The following is a 15,390-nucleotide window of genomic DNA, read 5'->3' as shown; positions in this document are numbered from 1 at the left end:
CGCACCACAACAGCCTGCTCAACAAAGCGGTCCAACCGCTCCCGACTCGACAACAGCGTTCCCATTTCCCCAGTGTTCATACATCTATAATACCAACCACCAACGCGGATTCCCGCCATTCACCAGAAATCGCCCGAACGTGAACCGCGCTTTCCGAAGACCGCCGCTCTACGACGAATCGCCTGACCGGAGCAGCCCGGCGCGTTTGAGGGTGCGGGCGACGGGTGCGCTCTCCACCTGAGTGAGTCCGGGAAGGGTGGCGATGGGACCGGTCAGGTAGTTGTGCAGGGCACGGTTGTCGGTGCAGTTGACGGCGGCATAAAGGTTGGTGGGGCCGGTGGTGGAGGCGGCGAAGGACACCTCGTCGTGCTGGGCGAGCGCGTTGCCCGCGGCCTCGAGGTGGGCGGGGGCAACGGTGGCCCACAGCATGGCGAGGCGGGAGCGGGCGAGCACCCGCGGGTCGTAGTCGACGTCGAGGTAGAGAACACCGGCGCGGCGCAGTTCGGCGACCCGGCGTTGCGCGGTGGACTGGGAACATCCGGCCGCGGCGGCGAGTTGCTGGTTACCGGCGCGCCCGTCCTCGTACAGCACGGCGAGGATGGCGCGGTCGGTCTCGGTGATCCGGGTGGGTTGCGGCGGCCCACCGGCAACGGTGAGCGCGTCGATCTGTTCGGGACTCAGCGGGCGGACCTTGTCGACGATGTTCTGCGGGCCGCCGTAGTAGCTGTACAGCAGGCAGTGCGCGGTCACGGAGGTGACCCGGGGCGTCTTGGGCAGCTTGCGCAGCAGCAGCGATTCGTGCCCCTCGGGATTGCGGGTGGTGCACACGATTTCCGTGCCACCGGAGGTGATGTGGGTCCAGACGGTTTCCTCGTGCCTGGCCAGTGCGCGGGCCACCTGGACGGTGGTGTCCGGGGAGCATCGCACGCGCAGGAACCATTCCTCGTCGCCGAGTGCGAAGGACTGGGTGCGGCCGAGGATGCGCAGTGCGGCCGTGCTGCGCAGGTGGGCGTAGCGGCGGGTGACCGTCTGCGGGGATACCCCGATGACCTGGCCGATGGCCCGGAACGAGGCCCGCCCGTCGAGCTGGAGGGCGTGGAGAATTTTCCTGTCCAGATCATCAGTCATGGTTCATATCGTCGCTGGAAAGGAGAAAAAGTTCAATATTCCCGATGTTGTCATGCTGGCTGGAAGTGCTCGACCGCGAGATCGCAGAGTGGGCGGTGTCGGCGCCCTGCCGAGGACCAACGAGGAGTGATCATGACCGTCCGGCTCTACCGCAACGCCCGCATTCTCACCATGGACCCGGAAATCGGCGATTTCGACAACGGTGATCTGCTCGTGGACGGCGACCGCATCGCCGCGATCGGCACCGCACTGCAAGCCCCGCGGGGCGCCGAGATCGTCGAGGCGCGCGGCCGCATCATCGTTCCCGGGTTCGTGGACACCCACCGGCACATGTGGCAGGGCGTGCTGCGCGGTGTCGCGCCGATGCACACTTTCGGCCAGTACATGGAGAACATCCTCGGCGACTTCGGTCCCGTCATGACCCCGCACGAGCTGTATCTCGGCGAACTGCTCAGCGCACGCGCGGCCCTGGCTTCCGGGGTCACCACTATCCAGGACCTTTCCAACATCCAGGACACGCCCGAACACAGCGATGCGCTGCTCGGCGCGCTCGGCGAGTCCGGGATCCGCGCGGTTTTCGCCTATGGCAAGAGTTTCCCCTCGATTCTCGCGCAGGGAACCGTGCTGCCCGCGGACATCCGCCGGGTGCGTGAGGTGCTGCCCGGTGCGGTGACCATGGCCCTGGTCGCCGAGGGCGGCAGCGATGACGAGGAGCTCGCCAATGCCGCACTGGCCCGCGAACTCGATGTGCCCGTATCCCGGCACTTCTCCTCCCGGATGGATATCGCCCACCTGCACGGGATCGGCGCGATCCTCCCGGGCACCACCTTCATCCACGCCAACGGTCTCGGTGCCGCGGAACTCGCCGTGATCGCCGATTCCGGTGGCAGCGTCTCCCTTTCGCCCGCCATCGAGATGATCATGGGACACGGATATCCGATGGTCGCCCCCGCGCTGGCCCAACCCGGACTGCCGATCAGTCTCAGCGTCGACGTCGAGGTCACCGTGGCCGGCGACATGTTCACCCAGCTGCGCGCCGCCTATCAAGCCGGACGGCAGGCCACACACGGCACCGGGCAGGCCGTGACCGTGCGCGATGTGCTGCGGATGGCCACTGTGGACGGTGCCCGTTCCCTCGGCCTCGACGACCGCACCGGCTCACTCACTCCCGGCAAACAGGCCGATCTGATCGTGCTGCGCGCCGACCGGCCCGATGTGGCACCGGTCCACGACCCGTACGGCACCGTCGTGCTGCAGATGGACCGGGCGCACATCGACACGGTCACCGCGGCCGGACAAGACCACGTCCGTGCGGGCCGTCCCGTCGCGGACAGTTCCCGCCTGCTCGAGGAAGCCGAAGCTAGCGCGCGACGTCTCCGTGAGCGGGTTCCGGCGCGCTGACGGACTTTCCCGGGAGGATGAGAAAGCCCGCGAGGGCGGTCGCGGTAAGGATTCCCGCGCCGACGGCCACTCCGGTGGTGTAACCGGTGACCTCGGCCGCGGTGTGGTCCTCGCCGGTGGCCAATGCCGTTGCGGTGGCCCCGGCTGCGATCGTGTTCAGCAGCGCGGTGCCCAAGGCGCCACCGACCTGCTGGGCGGCGTTCACCGTGGCGGAGGCGACACCGGTGTCGGCGGCGTCCACCCCCGCGGTCGCCGTGCTCATCGCGGGCATCATGACCAGCCCGAGTCCCAGGCCGATGGCCAGCTGCCCGGGGAGCAGGAACAGCGGGTAGACCAGCTCGGTATCCGGTCGCAGCGCGGTGAGCCACGCCGAGCCCGCGGCGGCGATGAGCAGGCCGGAGACGATCAGCGGGCGTGGTCCGGAGCGGGGGAGGGCACGCGCGCCGAGCACACTGGCACCGAGTGCGGTGGCCACCGTCAGCGGCAGGAATGCCAGGCCCGCCACGACCGGCGAATACCCGAGCACCGCCTGCATGTAGAAGGTCATGAAGAGAAAGAACCCGAACAGGGCTACCTGGGTGCATGCGACCGAGAGGAACGCGCCGCCACGGGCCCGGTCGGTGAGAATACGCAGTCGCAGCAACGGTTGCGGTACGCGCGACTGGGTGAACACGAACGCGAGGATCAGCACGGCACCCGCGCCGAGCAGGACGAGTACCAGCGGATCGGCCCAGCCGTGCGCTTCGGTCCGGGTGAATCCGAAAACGATCGCGGTCAGCCCGCCGCAGCCGAGCACCGCTCCCGGAACATCCAGGCGGACGGTGTTCTCGGGCGCAGTCCCGGGGATCGCGAGGAGCGCACCGAGCACCGCGGCCGCCGCGATCGGGATGTTCACGTAGAGGCACCACCGCCAGTCGAGCAGTTCGGTCAGCACCCCTCCGGCGAGCAGGCCGATGGCAGCACCAGCGCTGGACAGTGCCCCGTAGACGCCGAACGCGATGCCGCGCTCGGCGGGCAACACGTAGATGCGGCTCAACAGGGACAGCGCCGCGGGCGCGATCAGGGCGGCGGACGCGCCCTGCAGTCCGCGCGCCACGAACAGCATCTCGCCACCGAGGGCCGCACCGCCGAGCGCGGATGTGGCGGCGAACGCGACCAGTCCCAGCAGCAGAACCCGGCGAGTGCCGCACCGGTCCGCGATACGCCCGCCGAGCAGCAGCAGCCCGCCGAAGAGCAGCACATAGGCGGTGATGACCCAGTGCCGCTCGCCCTCGGAGAGCCGCAGATCGGCCTGGGCCGAGGGCAGCGCGATGTTCACGATCGTGGCGTCCAGCACCACCATGAGCTGCACCAGACCGAGGACGACCAGGGGCCACCACCGGATGGCGCGCCCTCGCTGTGCTTCGCCGAGCCGTTCCGCCATCGACTACCTCCTTGAACAGTGTTTGGTAGTCCGAACAGTGTTCGGAAGAATAAACACCGTACTACACTGGCCGCATGGCGAGAAGAGAGCAGGCATCCCGGGGGCGGGACGATCGGGCGGGGAGTCTGTGGCTCCAGCCGGAAAGCAAGAAACGCGACCCACTGACCCGGGAGCGCATCGTCGGGGCGGCGCTCGAACTCCTGGATGCGCACGGGGCGGCGGCACTCACGGTCCGCCGGCTCGCCGAACAGCTCGGGGTGGCGCCCGCGACCCTCTACGGATACGTGCGCACCAAAGAGGATGTGCTGGACCTCGCCCTCGACGCGGTCTACGCGGAGGTGCGGATCGGCGAGGAGTACGAGGACTGGAGTGCGGAAGTGGCCGAGCTGCTGCACGCCTGGCGGAACGCGCTGCTGCGGCATCCGTGGTCCGCGACCGTCCTCGGCCGTCCCCAGCTGGGCCCGCACATGCTGGCCCGCGAGGAGCGCCTCTACGCGCTGCTGGCCGCAGGCGGGCTCACCGCGCCGGAACTGCAGGATGCCGCGTACGCGCTGTCGAATTACGTGATCGGTTCGCTGCTCATGCAGGTCGCCTGGCAGCAGCAGGACGAATCGGTGCGCCATGCCGCCGCGGGGCACATCGCCGAGCGGAGCGAGGCCTATCCCACCCTCGCAGCGCACCGCGGTACCCCGGACGCCGACTGGGACCGGAGCTTCACCAACGGGCTCCGCTCCTTGCTGGGCGGCATCGCGCCAGACTAGTCATATGTGAGCACTCATGTTTTACTGCATGGGTGAACCCCGTTCGGCTGTTCGTGCTCGGCGCCTTGGACCGCCGTGGTCCGATGCACGGCCATCAGATCCGCCGTGATGCCCGCATCGACCGCACCACGCTGTGGTCGCAGGTGAAACCCGGCTCGTTGTACGGCGCGCTGCACCGGATGCAGCGCGAGGGATTGGTCGATGTCGTGCGCACCGAGCAGGACGGCAAGCTGCCCGCCCGCACCGTGTACGCGATCACCGAGGAGGGCAGGCGCGAACTGCACGGCCTGCGCGCCGATGCCTTGCGCGAGGTCACCCTGGCCCCTGATCCGGTGGATCTGGCCCTGGTCATGAGCCATGACCTGGACGAGGACACGCTGCGGGGCTTCGTCGAGGATCGCCGGGACGCGCTCACCGCGCAGCTGGCGGTGTTCCGGCACGAGCGCGAACGGGCCTGGCCGGAACAGACCGTCGCGGACGACCTGATCATCGAGCACGCCATCGCCCGGATCACCGCGGAACTGACTTGGCACGAGCAAGTGCTGGACCGGCTGGGCAAGCTCACCGCGGAAAGCGAACATCGGCAGCACACCAAGGAGGGTTCCGCATGACCGTCCGGCCACTGCGCCTGCACGGCGATCCCGTCCTCCGCGACCCCTGCTCGCCGGTCACCCGGTTCGACGACGGCCTGCAAGGGCTCGTGACCGACCTGCTCGACACCGTCCAGCTTCCCGGTCGCGCCGGGCTCGCCGCACCGCAGATCGGGGTCTCTCTGGCCGCGTTCGCCTACAACGTGGACGGCGAACTCGGTTGTGTGCTCAACCCGGAGATCACCCACACCGAGGGGGATTACGACGGGCCGGAAGCGTGCCTTTCGGTTCCCGGGGTCCAAGCCGAGACACCGCGCGCGTGGCACGTGATCGTCTCCGGGCTCGATCGGCACGGCGAGCCGATACGCGTCGAGGGGACCGGTGAACTCGCCCGCTGTCTGCAGCACGAGACCGACCACCTCGCCGGAATCCTTTACCTGGACCGGCTTCCACCGGAGCGCCGCCGTCCGGTGATGCGCGCGCTGCGCGAACAGCAGGCCCGCCCCACGCGCTGACGCGGCCGGTCATTCCTCCGGCTTCGAGTGGTCGGTCTCCGGGATCAGCAGCGTCGCCAGGCTCACCCGGTGCTCGGTGCCGCTGCGCGGGGCGAGATAGGGCGAGAGCAGCTCCATCAGCCGGGTCTGCAGGTGCGGCAGATCCTCCGGGCTCAGGTACAGCATCGACTGGTGGTACCCGAAAAGGTCCATCCGGTCGTCCTGCTCGGATTCGATGAACCCGTCGAACTCCGTGGCCAGGTGTGCGAGGAAGACCGCGAACAAGCGCTGGTGCTGTTCCGTGGAGAGGGCGCCGATGTCCTCCTGGTCTCCCTGGGCGGCTTCGTCGCCGAGGGCGAGCGTGCGTTCGGTGCCGCCGCGGAGCTGACGCTGGGCGACCACGGTCAGCACGCCGGTGTCCAGTAGTGCCGCGACATGGCGGTAGATCGTCGCGGGCGCGATGTCCGGCAGTGCCTTGTTGAGCTCACTTGTGGTGATCGTCCTGCCGGCCACCAGCTGCAGAATCCGCAGCCGGACCGGATGCAGCACCGTCTCGAGCGTCGACCAGGCAGCCATCACAGAAGTTCCGTTCTCATACTTGCGAATACTATCAAGCATGATAATAATGGTCCTGACGCTGCGGGTCAACGCGCGGGAACAGGAGAAAAGATGGCTGACGTGACGGTCACGGCGAACTCTGTGCTGGTGCGGTTGTCCGGTTGGGAGGTGCCGCTGATCCGCCGCCGCGCCGTGGATGTTCCGCTCGACGCGGTGTGTACCGCCGAGGCGGTCGACGACTGGATCGCCGAACCGATGGGACTGCGCCATGGGGGGCTGGTCGTCTCCGGCCTGGTCAGGATCGGCATCTGGATCCGCGCGCGGCGCGGGGAACGCCGCCTCGTGACGATCCGGCGCGGCACGCCCATCCTGCGACTGGGCTGCGATCGGTCCCGTGGAGCCGATTTCGACGAACTCCTGCTTTCCACGACGGCGGCCCATTCCCTTGTCGACGAGCTGCGAGTGCTGACCGGAGATCGGAGATGAACCCGATGAATCACTATGGATCCCGTATCGGCGAGACCACCGTGCACGCCCTTCTCGGCCTGCTCACCGGCCTGGCCAGCCTGGTTTTCCTGCCCGTGCTGCTGGTCTGTGCGTTGACCTGCCTGCTCGGTATCGGCCTCGTGCTGTTGCCTGCCGCATTGCGTTTCCTGCGTGTCTGGGCTTGCTGGCACGAACGGCGCGCCGCCGGGCTGCTCGGGCAGGACAGCACGTCCCGGCCACAGCAGGCCGGATCCGGCTGGGCCGTGCTGCGGCGTCAGCTGGCCGACCCGGCGACCCGGCGGGAGCTGGGCTGGCTGTGCACCCACGCCATTGCCGGTGTGCTGACCGGGATCGTGGCCCTCGCCGGGGCCGGGGTCTCCATCGGGACCGTGCTCGCGGCGGCGTTCTGGTGGACCCCGCCGCTGGCCGGGGAAGTGCAGTTCCTCGGGGTCGCGGTGACCGACTGGCCGGGTGCGCTGGAATGGGGTGCCATCCAGCTGGTGCTCGCCGCCGCGGTGTGGATCCTCGTCGTGCCGCCGCTGACCCTTCTCGGCGCGCGCATCGGCCGCGCCGTGCTGAACCCGCCCGTCGTGCGGGGTCGGCCCGTGGAGCCGGTCAGTTCAGGCGCAGGCCGGACAGTAGACGGGTGAGGATGTCCAGGGTCTGCTCGCGCGCCTGCCCGGGATCCTCGGTGGCCGCGATGGCCAGGCCCGCCTCGCCGATCAGCGCGCAGCACAGGCGGGCGAGCAGATCGACCGGATACCGCGGGATGTGGCCCTCGTTCATCAGGTCTTCGAGCAGCCGGTCCAGCAGCGCCTCGGTGAACCGCCGGTCCAGCTCCCGCCACCGTGCCCAGCCGAGCACGGTCGGACCCTCCTCGAGCACGATGCGCCGGTACCGGCTCGCCGTGCAGGCTTCCAGATAACCCGCCATGGCACCGATGGCCGAGCCCCACAGATCGCCGCCCCGCTTCGTCTCGGCGAGCAGGGCGGCCATGGTCTCGGTCTCCACGCGTTCGAAGACCGCCTCGAACAGGGTCTGTTTGTCCTTGAAATGCCGGTAGACCGCGCCCTTGGTGAACCGGGCCGCGGCGCCGACCGCGTCCAGTGAGGTACGGCGGTAACCGTCCTCGATGAACAACCGTTCGGCAGCCTCGAGCACGGAGGTCCGGGTCTGCTCCACGTAGTCGAGGCGTTGAGGCTTGACTTCGGTCATGGTACCCACCATATACTGCGATACTATGAGTATCACCGGTACCAAAGGTATCAACCGGAGTGTCCGATGAGCTGGGCCGCGCTGCACGAGCAGGCCGTCGAGGCCTTCGCGAAGGGCTGGCGCCGCCCGGAGCCTCATGCCTGGGACGGGTTACTGGCCCCGGACATCGAGCTGACCCAGCCACTGCTGCGCTGTGGCCGGGGAAGGCAGTTGTGGCAGCGGGAAATCGCCCGGCTGCTCGCTTTTCTCCCGGACCTGCACGGAGAAGTGCTCGACTGGGCCGGAGCCGAGGAGCGGCTGTTCATCCAGCTGCGGCTCACCGCCACGCTCGGCGGCAAACCGCTGAGTTTCGTTGCCGTGGACCGATTGCGCCTCGATCCGAACGGAGTCGCCGTGGCCCGCGAGTCGTTCTTCGACCCCGCACCGGTCGCCGCCATGCTCGCCCGGCGCCCGTCCACCTGGTTGCCATGGTGGCGCTCCGGGCTCGGCCCGCTGCTCGGCAGGCGGAAATTCCTCAGCGACAAGGAGAAACGATGAATCCCCGTACGCGCGCCCTGGTCGTCCGCGGCCTCGGGGTCACCCGGCTGATCGTCGGGCTGTCCACCTTCGCCCGGCCCGGAATCGCACCCCGCTCGCTCGGTATCCGTACCGATCCGGCCGATGGCGGAACGCTGGCGCGGATGTTCGGTATCCGGGACGCGGCCCTCGCGGTGGCCACGCTCAGCGCCGATCCGGCCGTCCGGGAAAGCGGGCTGCGCCTCGGTCTGCTCTCCGATGCCGCCGATACGGCGGCCGTGCTGCGGGGCAGCCGTTCCGGAGTCACCCCGCGGGGCGCGGCCCTGATCGGCGGGGCTGCGGCGTTCTTCGCCCTGACCGGGCTCGCCGCGCTGGCCCGCAGTCCCGAGGGGAAAGCCCGCGACGGCGGTGCATGACGCGGAGTACACCGCGCTGGACGGGCTGGGCATGGCCGCGGCGGTGGCGGACGGACAGGTGAGTGCCCGCGAATTGCTGGAAACCGCGCTGCGGCGCACGAAGGAGCTCAACCCGAAGCTCAACGCGGTCGTGCGGCTGCTGGAACGGCAGGCCACCGCGCGGCTGGCGGAAAACCTGACCGGACCCTTCGCCGGGGTGCCGTTCCTGCTCAAGGACCTCGGCCAGGATTTCGCCGGAGCGCCGACCACGGCGGGCTCACGCGCTCGCTCGGGGACTCCCGCCGGGCAGCATGCCACCGTGGTGCAACGGTGGCTCGACGCCGGGCTCGTCATCTTCGGCAAGACCAACACCTCGGAGTTCGGGGCGAAGGCCGTGACCGAACCGGAATTGTTCGGTCCCGCGCGCAATCCGTGGGATCCGCGCCGCACCCCGGGCGGTTCCTCCGGCGGTGCCGCGGCCGCGGTGGCCGCGGGCATCGTGCCCGTGGCCGGGGCCAGCGATGGGGGCGGTTCCATCCGGATCCCGGCAGCGTGTTGCGGAGTGTTCGGCCTCAAACCGGGCCGCGGGCTCATTCCGGCCGGTCCCCGGAACGGCGAACTGATCAACGGCTCGGCCACGCACGGCGTGATCTCCAGGACGGTCCGCGACAGTGCGGCCATGCTCGATGTGCTCACCGGGCCGGATCCGTTGGCGCCCTTCGCATCCGCGTTTCCCGCGGGCTCGTATCTCGGCGAGGTGGGCAAGGATCCCGGCCGGTTGCGCATCGGCTGGCAGACCGATTCGATCCTCGGCACCGCGCCCGCTCCGGAGGCGACCGCGGCGCTCCGGGACGCGGCGAACCTGTTGTCCGGACTGGGACACGAGGTGGCGCGGGTGCGGACCGAGGTGTACGGCCCGGACACCATCCGGGATTTCCTCGTGCCGTTTCTGGTGCAGATCGCGGTCGATGTCGGGGAGCAGGGGCGGGGATCGCGTGGCCGCAACGGTTTCGAGCTCGATACGCTGCTCGCGGCCGCTGCCGGGCGTGGCATCCGGGCGCCGGAACTGAGCAGGGCCATCGAGAACTGGCAGCGCGCCCGGATCCGGCTCGCCGAGGTGCACCGCGAGTTCGATGTCCTGCTCACCCCGGCACTGGCGCGAGCACCGTTACCGATCGGGAGCCTGCGCACCCCGGCCGCAGAACGCGCGGCCGCCCGGGCCTTCCTGGCGAGCGGGACCGTCGGCCTGCTCACCCGGCTCGGCGTGCTCGACCGGATCGCCCGTCGCCAGCTTTCCTGGGCGCCCTATACCCAACTGGCCAACATCACCGGACGGCCCGCGGCGACGGTGCCGTTGTACCGGACCGGGGACGGGCTTCCGCTCGGCGTGCAGTTCATCGCCCCGCCGGGCGGGGAAGGACTCCTGCTGCGCCTGGCCGCCGAACTGGAAACCGCGCGGCCGTGGGATCAGCCCTCGGTGGTGTTGTAGTTGACGATGTGCTCCACCAGAACGGCGACCGCGCCGGGCAGCGGGCTGGGCACTCCGCTGCTCACCACATCGGGCAAGCGGTGCGCCTGCTCCTCGGAAGCCGCCACCATGCCCCAGAACGCGTTGAACCCGGTCGGGTCCGCGGGCTTGTCGGTGGCCGCATCGACGGTGACGAACCCGTCGCCCTCGGTCAGTGCCAGCGCGCCCATGTGCCGCAGGGTTCCGGGATTCCGTTCCTCCGCGGCCACCACGCTCCATCCCGCGACCGCCGTTCGGCGTAATGCGGTGCTCAGGCTTTCCGCGCTGCCCGGTCCGTCGAGCACGATGTCCGGAAGGACGAGCGCGACCGGGCCCTGAGTCATCGGCAGCGCGGTCCGCACCGCCCCGTCCAGCCCCGGCTGCGCCAATTCGTCCTGGAACACGAACACGAAGTGCAGCAGGTCGGCGTAGCGCGCGAGATAGTTCACCGTGTCCAGCTTGTGTGTCCCGAACACGACGACCACACGCACATGCAGTCCGCTCTTGGCCAGCTCGACCACGGCCTCCAGGCTGCGGTCCAGCACGGTGATCCCGGGGGCGAGGCAGTGCAGCTCCTTCGAATACGGCGCTCCGAAGCGTGTCCCGAACCCGGCACAGGGCAAGACGATCGAAACATCCGGAGTGCGCGAGCCGAGCATCGATTGGTCCTCCACCGTCGATCGGGAAGGCCCACCGTAGCCACCGGGGACTGCTTCACGCGAGAGGGAACATCTGGATAGTGTGGATGGGCACAGGAGGCTGCTGTGTCAACGGAACGAGAGGGGCGTCCATGCGAGTGCTGTTGTCCACGTACGGGACACGTGGCGACGTCGAACCGTTGGTGGCACTCGCGGTACGGCTCCGGACACTCGGCGTACAGGTGCGGATGTGCACCCCCTCGGACGAGGATTTCGCCGGGCAACTGGGCGGTTTCGGCATACCGCTGGTCCCGGTCGGTCCACCGGTGGGAAACCTGATGCGCCGGAAGACACCGCCATCGGCCGAGGAATTCGCCCGGTACCGGACCGAACTGGTCGACGCGCAGTTCGCCGCCTTTCCCGCGGCGTTCGAGGACTGTGACGCCGTGGTGGCGGCCGGACTGGCCCAGATCGCCACCCGGTCCGTTGCCGAGTCCGCGGGAATTCCCTATGTGTACACCAGTTATTCGGCGATCAACCTGCCCTCACCGCACCACGCGCCGCCGCCGCGCTCGGGCTGGCCGGAACCGGAGGAGAGCGACAATCCGGCACTGTGGCGCCGCGATGCCGAGCAGGTGAACGCGCAGTTCAAGGAGACGCTCAACGGCCATCGGTCCGCGCTCGGCCTGCCCCCGGTGGACAATGTGCGCGACCACGTCTACACCGAACGGCCGTGGCTGGCCGCGGACCCGGTTCTGGGGCCGTGGCGGGAAATCCCGGACCTCGACGTGGTGCAGACGGGAGCCTGGACGCTGCCGGACGAGCGCCCGCTTCCGGACGAGCTGGTGGCGTTCCTGGACGCGGGGGAGCCGCCGGTCTACGTGGGCTTCGGCAGCGTGCGCCCGTCCCCGGACATCGTCCGCCGGGCGGTCGAGGCGATCCGCGCGCACGGCAGACGGGCGCTCGTTTCCGGCAACCGCGCGGATCTGGAGGTCATCGGCGAGCACGAGGACTGCTTCGCGCTCGGTGAGGTGAACCAGCAGCGGCTGTTCACCAGGGTGGCCGCCGTCGTGCACCACGGAGGAGCGGGAACCACGCTGACGGCGGCGAAAGCGGGCACACCGCAGGTGGTGGCGGCCATCCAGCTGGCGGACACCCCATACTGGGCCGGACGGGTGGCGGACCTGGGCATCGGGGTGGCGCTCGACGGCCCCGCGGTGACCGGGGAATCCCTGAGTGCGGCGCTGAAAACGGTCCTGGCACCCGAAGCCAGGGACCGGGCGAGGCAGGTGGGCACCGAGATCCGCACCGATGGGGCGGAAGTGGCCGCGAACCGGTTGCTCGAGCTCCTGCGGTGAGCGGAAAGCCGCGCATGCTCGAGGACACGATGGCGGCGCTGGACACCGTGCTGCCCCGGCTGGCCGCGGTCACCGGGACCCCCGGAGTCGCGGTCGCGGTGGCCACCAGCACCGAACTGCGCACCGCCGCCACCGGTTTCGCCGACCTGGCAACGGAAACACCGATGACCGCCGAGACCCCCGCGCCCGCGGGCTCGCTCACCAAACCCGTGACGGGGCTGGCCTTCATGCGGCTGGTCGAGGCGGGAATGGCCGAACCGGACACGCCGATCGACCGGCTGCTGCCCTCGGGGCTGCGCGGCCCGGAACCGGAACCGGTCACCGCCGCCATGCTCGCCGCGCACCAGGGCGGCTACTACGGCGATATCGTCACGGCCACCGCGCACGAGGCACCGGCCGAACCGGTGCTCGACTACGTCCGGCGCCGCCACGAAACCGGTCGCGCGGTGGAGTACGGCGGGGCACTGCCGTTGCGGACGAAACCCGGTCCATACTCGTATTCCAGTTTCGGCGTCGGGGTGCTCGGTGGCGCCGTCGAACACCTGACCGGGGAACCCTACGGTGCCCACGTACAGCGGGAAGTGTTCACCCCGAACGGGATGCGGAACACGAGTATCGCGGACGGCACCCGGAATCCGTGGGCTACCGGATCCGCACCGCACTCCGCACCGAACTCCGCGCCGCACGATGCCACGGGATACATGGCCTTCGGTGACTGGTGTGTGCCGAGCCCGCCACTGCGCACCGCGGCCTATCCGGGCGTCGGCATGCACACCAGCGTGGCGGATTTCGGGCGGCTGCTGCAATCCCTGCTGCGCACCACCGCGGGCGAGGCCGGGATCGTCCGGCGGGACACGCTCGCGGCGATGGTGGCCCCGCGCGTTCCCCGCCCGAGCCCGCACGGCGTCCGCTCGTTCTCCGGGCTGACCTTCGAGCTCGCCGATCCGGAGCTCGGCGAGGACTGGTGGTGGGGGCACACCGCGGCGTTCCCCTGGGGATTCTGGTGGGAGGCGCGGGTCTGGCCGCGGCACGACCTCGCCGCCGTGGCCGTCGGCAACCGCTGGGACATGGCCCGGTTCCACAATCCGGCCACCCGCAGCGCCCCGGGGCTGGCCGTCGCCTGGGCCGGGAACTGGGCCGGATCCGGTTCTCCGGAAACGTTCGGCGCGCTGGACGGGCGGCCACGCTGGACCGGTCCCCGGCCCAGCCAGGAAAGCTCGCGCTGGATGGGGATTCTGACCGGGGAACGCACCCACGGGCTTCTCGGTGTGACCGAACCACTCCCGGCCGCGACACTGGACGCGATGACCCGAGGGGCGCGCTGCCTCGGCGGGCCCGAACCGGAGGGCTGGGACCCGGACGCGTTCGTGGGCGGTGTGGCACAGGCGCAGGCGCTTGCCCCCGATCCGGCGGCGCTCGGCGCGCTCGGCAGGGAACTCGGCCCCGCCGCGGCACTGTGGATGCTCGAGTGCGGGGCCTCCAGCGCCGACCTGACCATGCCGGTCGGCGCCTTCGCCTATCCGGCCGGTTAGCGCAGCCGTACGTCGAGGGTGACCCGGTGCCTGCCGCGGGGCAACGGCACCCACTCCGGCTCGGTCACCGGGGACACCGCGGGAAACCGTTCGAAAAGGCCGCGCAGCGCGATTTCCGCCTCCAGCTTCGCCAGGGCGACCCCGAGACAGAAATGCGGTCCCCAGCCGAATCCGACGTTGCCCTCGCGAGGGCCGTGTTCGGCCTGCCACCGCACATCGGCCGCGCGCGGGTGCGCGAATCGCGCCGGATCCCGGTTCGCCGCGCCGAGTACCACCTGCACCGCGTCCCCCGCGCTGATCCGCACCCCGCCGACTTCCATATCGGTCGCCGCGTAGCGCAGCCGGGCCAGCTGCACCGGGCCGTCGGTGCGCACCAGTTCACGCACCGCGGCGGGCCAGAGTTCGGGCTCGGTACGCAGCAGCTCCCGGTGGGCGGGATCGCGCATCAGGGCCAGCGCCGCATTGGAGAGCAGATGCGCCATCGTCTCGTGCCCGGCGAGTACCAGGAACACCAGGACCGCGACGGCGTCCACATCGGTCAGTTCCTCTTGCGCGGCAACGGAACTGATCAGGTCCTCGCGCGGTTCGGCGCGGCGCCGGTCGATCAGCGTGTGACAGTAGGCGAACATCTCGCCGAGCGTGGCCGTCGCCTCCTGCGGGGTACCGCTGACGAGCACCTTGCCCCAGCGCCACCAGTCCGTCCGGTCCGCCTCCGGCACCCCGACCAGTTCGCAGACCACGGTCATGGCAAGGGGATAGGCGTACTCGTCGATCAGGTTCACCGGAGTGTTCCCGGCACCCGACGCGGAATCGAGCCCATCGAGCAGTTCGTCGACGAGCTGCTGCACCCGTGGGCGCAGCTTCGCGACCCGGGAGGTGCTGAAGGCGTGGCTGATGCTGCGCCGCAGCCGGGTGTGCTCGGCCCCGTCCAGGCTCAGCAGGCTCGCCCGCAGATAGGGCAGGTGTTCCGGCGGCGTGCCCAGTGCCAGGAAGGTCTCCTCCTGGGTCTGCGCGCCCTGCCCCGGCAGGCCGGTGGGATCGTTGCGCACGGCCGGATCGGAGAGCACGGCGCGCACATCGTCGGCGCGGGTGATCAGCCAGCCTTCCTCGCCGCTCGGCAGTCGCGCCCAGCAGATCGGCGACTCGGTGAGGATGCGGTCGTAGCCCCGCATCGGATCATCGAGGATCGCGGGGTCACGGAGATCCACAACGGGAACGGACGGGGCTTTCTCCGGCACAGCAACCTGCCTTCCGCGTGTTTGCGCACGAACGAGGACAGCATATCGAGCACCGGGCGCGGGGCATCGGCGAAAACTGAGGGTGCGTACCGGATCGACGCACCGTGGCCCTCGGTCCGGAAAGACTGGCGAACCCCCTCGACTTCGGTG

17 protein-coding genes are annotated in these 15,390 nt (G+C 69.8%); 11 read left to right on the top strand and 6 right to left on the bottom strand.

Annotation, left to right across the window (positions count from 1 at the left end):
• Nucleotides 1–168 precede the first annotated feature (168 nt).
• Nucleotides 169–1,128, bottom strand: a complete 960-nt coding sequence (locus AD72_RS32770) for an Lrp/AsnC family transcriptional regulator (RefSeq protein ID WP_031470527.1) — start codon at nucleotides 1,126–1,128, stop codon at nucleotides 169–171.
• Between the two features lie 132 nt (nucleotides 1,129–1,260).
• Here AD72_RS32770 and AD72_RS32765 point away from each other — a divergent pair, with 132 nt between their 5' ends.
• Entirely contained in the window at nucleotides 1,261–2,529 is a 1,269-nt protein-coding gene (locus AD72_RS32765) for an amidohydrolase family protein (RefSeq protein WP_051899267.1), read from the top strand.
• Here the strand turns inward: AD72_RS32765 and AD72_RS32760 are convergent.
• Nucleotides 2,489–3,952, bottom strand: a complete 1,464-nt coding sequence (locus AD72_RS32760; protein ID WP_051899266.1) for an MFS transporter — start codon at nucleotides 3,950–3,952, stop codon at nucleotides 2,489–2,491. The genes AD72_RS32765 and AD72_RS32760 overlap by 41 nt on opposite strands.
• A gap of 74 nt (nucleotides 3,953–4,026) precedes the next feature.
• Between AD72_RS32760 and AD72_RS37360 the strand changes: the two genes are divergently transcribed.
• The 3 genes from AD72_RS37360 to AD72_RS32745 are packed head-to-tail and all read left to right on the top strand — an operon-like array spanning nucleotide 4,027 to nucleotide 5,818.
• A complete protein-coding gene (locus tag AD72_RS37360; protein ID WP_031470524.1) occupies nucleotides 4,027–4,713 on the top strand; it encodes a TetR/AcrR family transcriptional regulator in 687 nt (228 codons plus the stop codon).
• 32 nt (nucleotides 4,714–4,745) lie between these two features.
• Complete coding sequence (locus AD72_RS37355; RefSeq protein WP_037348150.1) at nucleotides 4,746–5,324, top strand: PadR family transcriptional regulator; 579 nt, start codon at nucleotides 4,746–4,748, stop codon at nucleotides 5,322–5,324.
• The gene (locus tag AD72_RS32745) at nucleotides 5,321–5,818 is read left to right on the top strand and encodes a peptide deformylase (RefSeq protein ID WP_031470522.1); all 498 of its coding nucleotides are present in this window, start codon (nucleotides 5,321–5,323) and stop codon (nucleotides 5,816–5,818) included. Before AD72_RS37355 ends, AD72_RS32745 begins: the two co-directional genes overlap by 4 nt.
• A gap of 9 nt (nucleotides 5,819–5,827) precedes the next feature.
• On the opposite strand, the gene AD72_RS37350 is transcribed toward AD72_RS32745, so the two are convergent.
• Nucleotides 5,828–6,373, bottom strand: coding sequence for a helix-turn-helix domain-containing protein (locus AD72_RS37350; RefSeq protein ID WP_031470521.1), 546 nt, complete (start codon nucleotides 6,371–6,373; stop codon nucleotides 5,828–5,830).
• 93 nt (nucleotides 6,374–6,466) lie between these two features.
• Here AD72_RS37350 and AD72_RS37345 point away from each other — a divergent pair, with 93 nt between their 5' ends.
• Both AD72_RS37345 and AD72_RS32730 read left to right on the top strand, forming a co-directional pair.
• The gene (locus tag AD72_RS37345) at nucleotides 6,467–6,841 is read left to right on the top strand and encodes a hypothetical protein (RefSeq protein WP_051899265.1); all 375 of its coding nucleotides are present in this window, start codon (nucleotides 6,467–6,469) and stop codon (nucleotides 6,839–6,841) included.
• 5 nt (nucleotides 6,842–6,846) lie between these two features.
• Complete coding sequence (locus AD72_RS32730) at nucleotides 6,847–7,491, top strand: sensor domain-containing protein (protein WP_197285146.1); 645 nt, start codon at nucleotides 6,847–6,849, stop codon at nucleotides 7,489–7,491.
• On the opposite strand, the gene AD72_RS32725 is transcribed toward AD72_RS32730, so the two are convergent.
• Entirely contained in the window at nucleotides 7,457–8,056 is a 600-nt protein-coding gene (locus tag AD72_RS32725; protein WP_031470518.1) for a TetR/AcrR family transcriptional regulator, read from the bottom strand. The genes AD72_RS32730 and AD72_RS32725 overlap by 35 nt on opposite strands.
• Nucleotides 8,057–8,122: 66 nt before the next feature.
• Between AD72_RS32725 and AD72_RS32720 the strand changes: the two genes are divergently transcribed.
• Genes AD72_RS32720 through AD72_RS32710 form a run of 3 tightly spaced genes read left to right on the top strand, consistent with a single transcriptional unit; the run spans nucleotide 8,123 to nucleotide 10,456 of the window.
• Entirely contained in the window at nucleotides 8,123–8,593 is a 471-nt protein-coding gene (locus tag AD72_RS32720) for a nuclear transport factor 2 family protein (protein ID WP_031470517.1), read from the top strand.
• Nucleotides 8,590–8,988: a hypothetical protein gene (locus AD72_RS32715; RefSeq protein ID WP_051899264.1), complete on the top strand. Its 399-nt coding sequence runs from the start codon at nucleotides 8,590–8,592 to the stop codon at nucleotides 8,986–8,988. Before AD72_RS32720 ends, AD72_RS32715 begins: the two co-directional genes overlap by 4 nt.
• The gene (locus AD72_RS32710) at nucleotides 8,981–10,456 is read left to right on the top strand and encodes an amidase (protein WP_031470515.1); all 1,476 of its coding nucleotides are present in this window, start codon (nucleotides 8,981–8,983) and stop codon (nucleotides 10,454–10,456) included. Before AD72_RS32715 ends, AD72_RS32710 begins: the two co-directional genes overlap by 8 nt.
• On the opposite strand, the gene AD72_RS32705 is transcribed toward AD72_RS32710, so the two are convergent.
• Nucleotides 10,435–11,133 (bottom strand): glycosyltransferase family protein, encoded by a 699-nt coding sequence (locus AD72_RS32705; protein ID WP_031470514.1) that lies wholly within the window; start codon nucleotides 11,131–11,133, stop codon nucleotides 10,435–10,437. The two genes, AD72_RS32710 and AD72_RS32705, sit on opposite strands and share 22 nt — an antisense overlap.
• A 131-nt stretch (nucleotides 11,134–11,264) precedes the next feature.
• On the opposite strand from AD72_RS32705, the gene AD72_RS32700 reads away from it, so the two are divergent.
• Both AD72_RS32700 and AD72_RS32695 read left to right on the top strand, forming a co-directional pair.
• Nucleotides 11,265–12,470 carry a glycosyltransferase gene (locus AD72_RS32700; protein ID WP_031470513.1) on the top strand — a complete coding sequence of 402 codons (1,206 nt, stop codon included), beginning with the start codon at nucleotides 11,265–11,267 and terminating at the stop codon, nucleotides 12,468–12,470.
• 14 nt (nucleotides 12,471–12,484) lie between these two features.
• On the top strand, nucleotides 12,485–14,002 hold the full coding sequence (locus AD72_RS32695) for a serine hydrolase domain-containing protein (RefSeq protein ID WP_031470512.1): 1,518 nt from the start codon (nucleotides 12,485–12,487) through the stop codon (nucleotides 14,000–14,002).
• On the opposite strand, the gene AD72_RS32690 is transcribed toward AD72_RS32695, so the two are convergent.
• A complete protein-coding gene (locus AD72_RS32690) occupies nucleotides 13,999–15,240 on the bottom strand; it encodes a cytochrome P450 family protein (RefSeq protein ID WP_031470511.1) in 1,242 nt (413 codons plus the stop codon). The genes AD72_RS32695 and AD72_RS32690 overlap by 4 nt on opposite strands.
• Nucleotides 15,241–15,390 lie beyond the last annotated feature (150 nt).

This window comes from Sciscionella sediminilitoris, assembly GCF_000737195.2.
In the GTDB taxonomy this organism is placed as follows: Bacteria; Actinomycetota; Actinomycetes; order Mycobacteriales; family Pseudonocardiaceae; genus Sciscionella; species Sciscionella sediminilitoris.
This window is presented reverse-complemented; position numbering and strand designations above follow the sequence as displayed.

What these genes read in the sequence shown, in the direction of transcription:
- AD72_RS32770 (WP_031470527.1), bottom strand. Translation starts at nt 1,128, where the DNA reads ATGACTGATGATCTGGACAGGAAAATTCTCCACGCCCTCCAGCTCGAC.
- AD72_RS32765 (WP_051899267.1), top strand. Translation starts at nt 1,261, where the DNA reads ATGACCGTCCGGCTCTACCGCAACGCCCGCATTCTCACCATGGACCCG.
- AD72_RS32760 (WP_051899266.1), bottom strand. Translation starts at nt 3,952, where the DNA reads ATGGCGGAACGGCTCGGCGAAGCACAGCGAGGGCGCGCCATCCGGTGG.
- AD72_RS37360 (WP_031470524.1), top strand. Translation starts at nt 4,027, where the DNA reads ATGGCGAGAAGAGAGCAGGCATCCCGGGGGCGGGACGATCGGGCGGGG.
- AD72_RS32745 (WP_031470522.1), top strand. Translation starts at nt 5,321, where the DNA reads ATGACCGTCCGGCCACTGCGCCTGCACGGCGATCCCGTCCTCCGCGAC.
- AD72_RS37350 (WP_031470521.1), bottom strand. Translation starts at nt 6,373, where the DNA reads ATGGCTGCCTGGTCGACGCTCGAGACGGTGCTGCATCCGGTCCGGCTG.
- AD72_RS37345 (WP_051899265.1), top strand. Translation starts at nt 6,467, where the DNA reads ATGGCTGACGTGACGGTCACGGCGAACTCTGTGCTGGTGCGGTTGTCC.
- AD72_RS32730 (WP_197285146.1), top strand. Translation starts at nt 6,847, where the DNA reads ATGAATCACTATGGATCCCGTATCGGCGAGACCACCGTGCACGCCCTT.
- AD72_RS32725 (WP_031470518.1), bottom strand. Translation starts at nt 8,056, where the DNA reads ATGACCGAAGTCAAGCCTCAACGCCTCGACTACGTGGAGCAGACCCGG.
- AD72_RS32720 (WP_031470517.1), top strand. Translation starts at nt 8,123, where the DNA reads ATGAGCTGGGCCGCGCTGCACGAGCAGGCCGTCGAGGCCTTCGCGAAG.
- AD72_RS32715 (WP_051899264.1), top strand. Translation starts at nt 8,590, where the DNA reads ATGAATCCCCGTACGCGCGCCCTGGTCGTCCGCGGCCTCGGGGTCACC.
- AD72_RS32705 (WP_031470514.1), bottom strand. Translation starts at nt 11,133, where the DNA reads ATGCTCGGCTCGCGCACTCCGGATGTTTCGATCGTCTTGCCCTGTGCC.
- AD72_RS32700 (WP_031470513.1), top strand. Translation starts at nt 11,265, where the DNA reads ATGCGAGTGCTGTTGTCCACGTACGGGACACGTGGCGACGTCGAACCG.
- AD72_RS32695 (WP_031470512.1), top strand. Translation starts at nt 12,485, where the DNA reads ATGCTCGAGGACACGATGGCGGCGCTGGACACCGTGCTGCCCCGGCTG.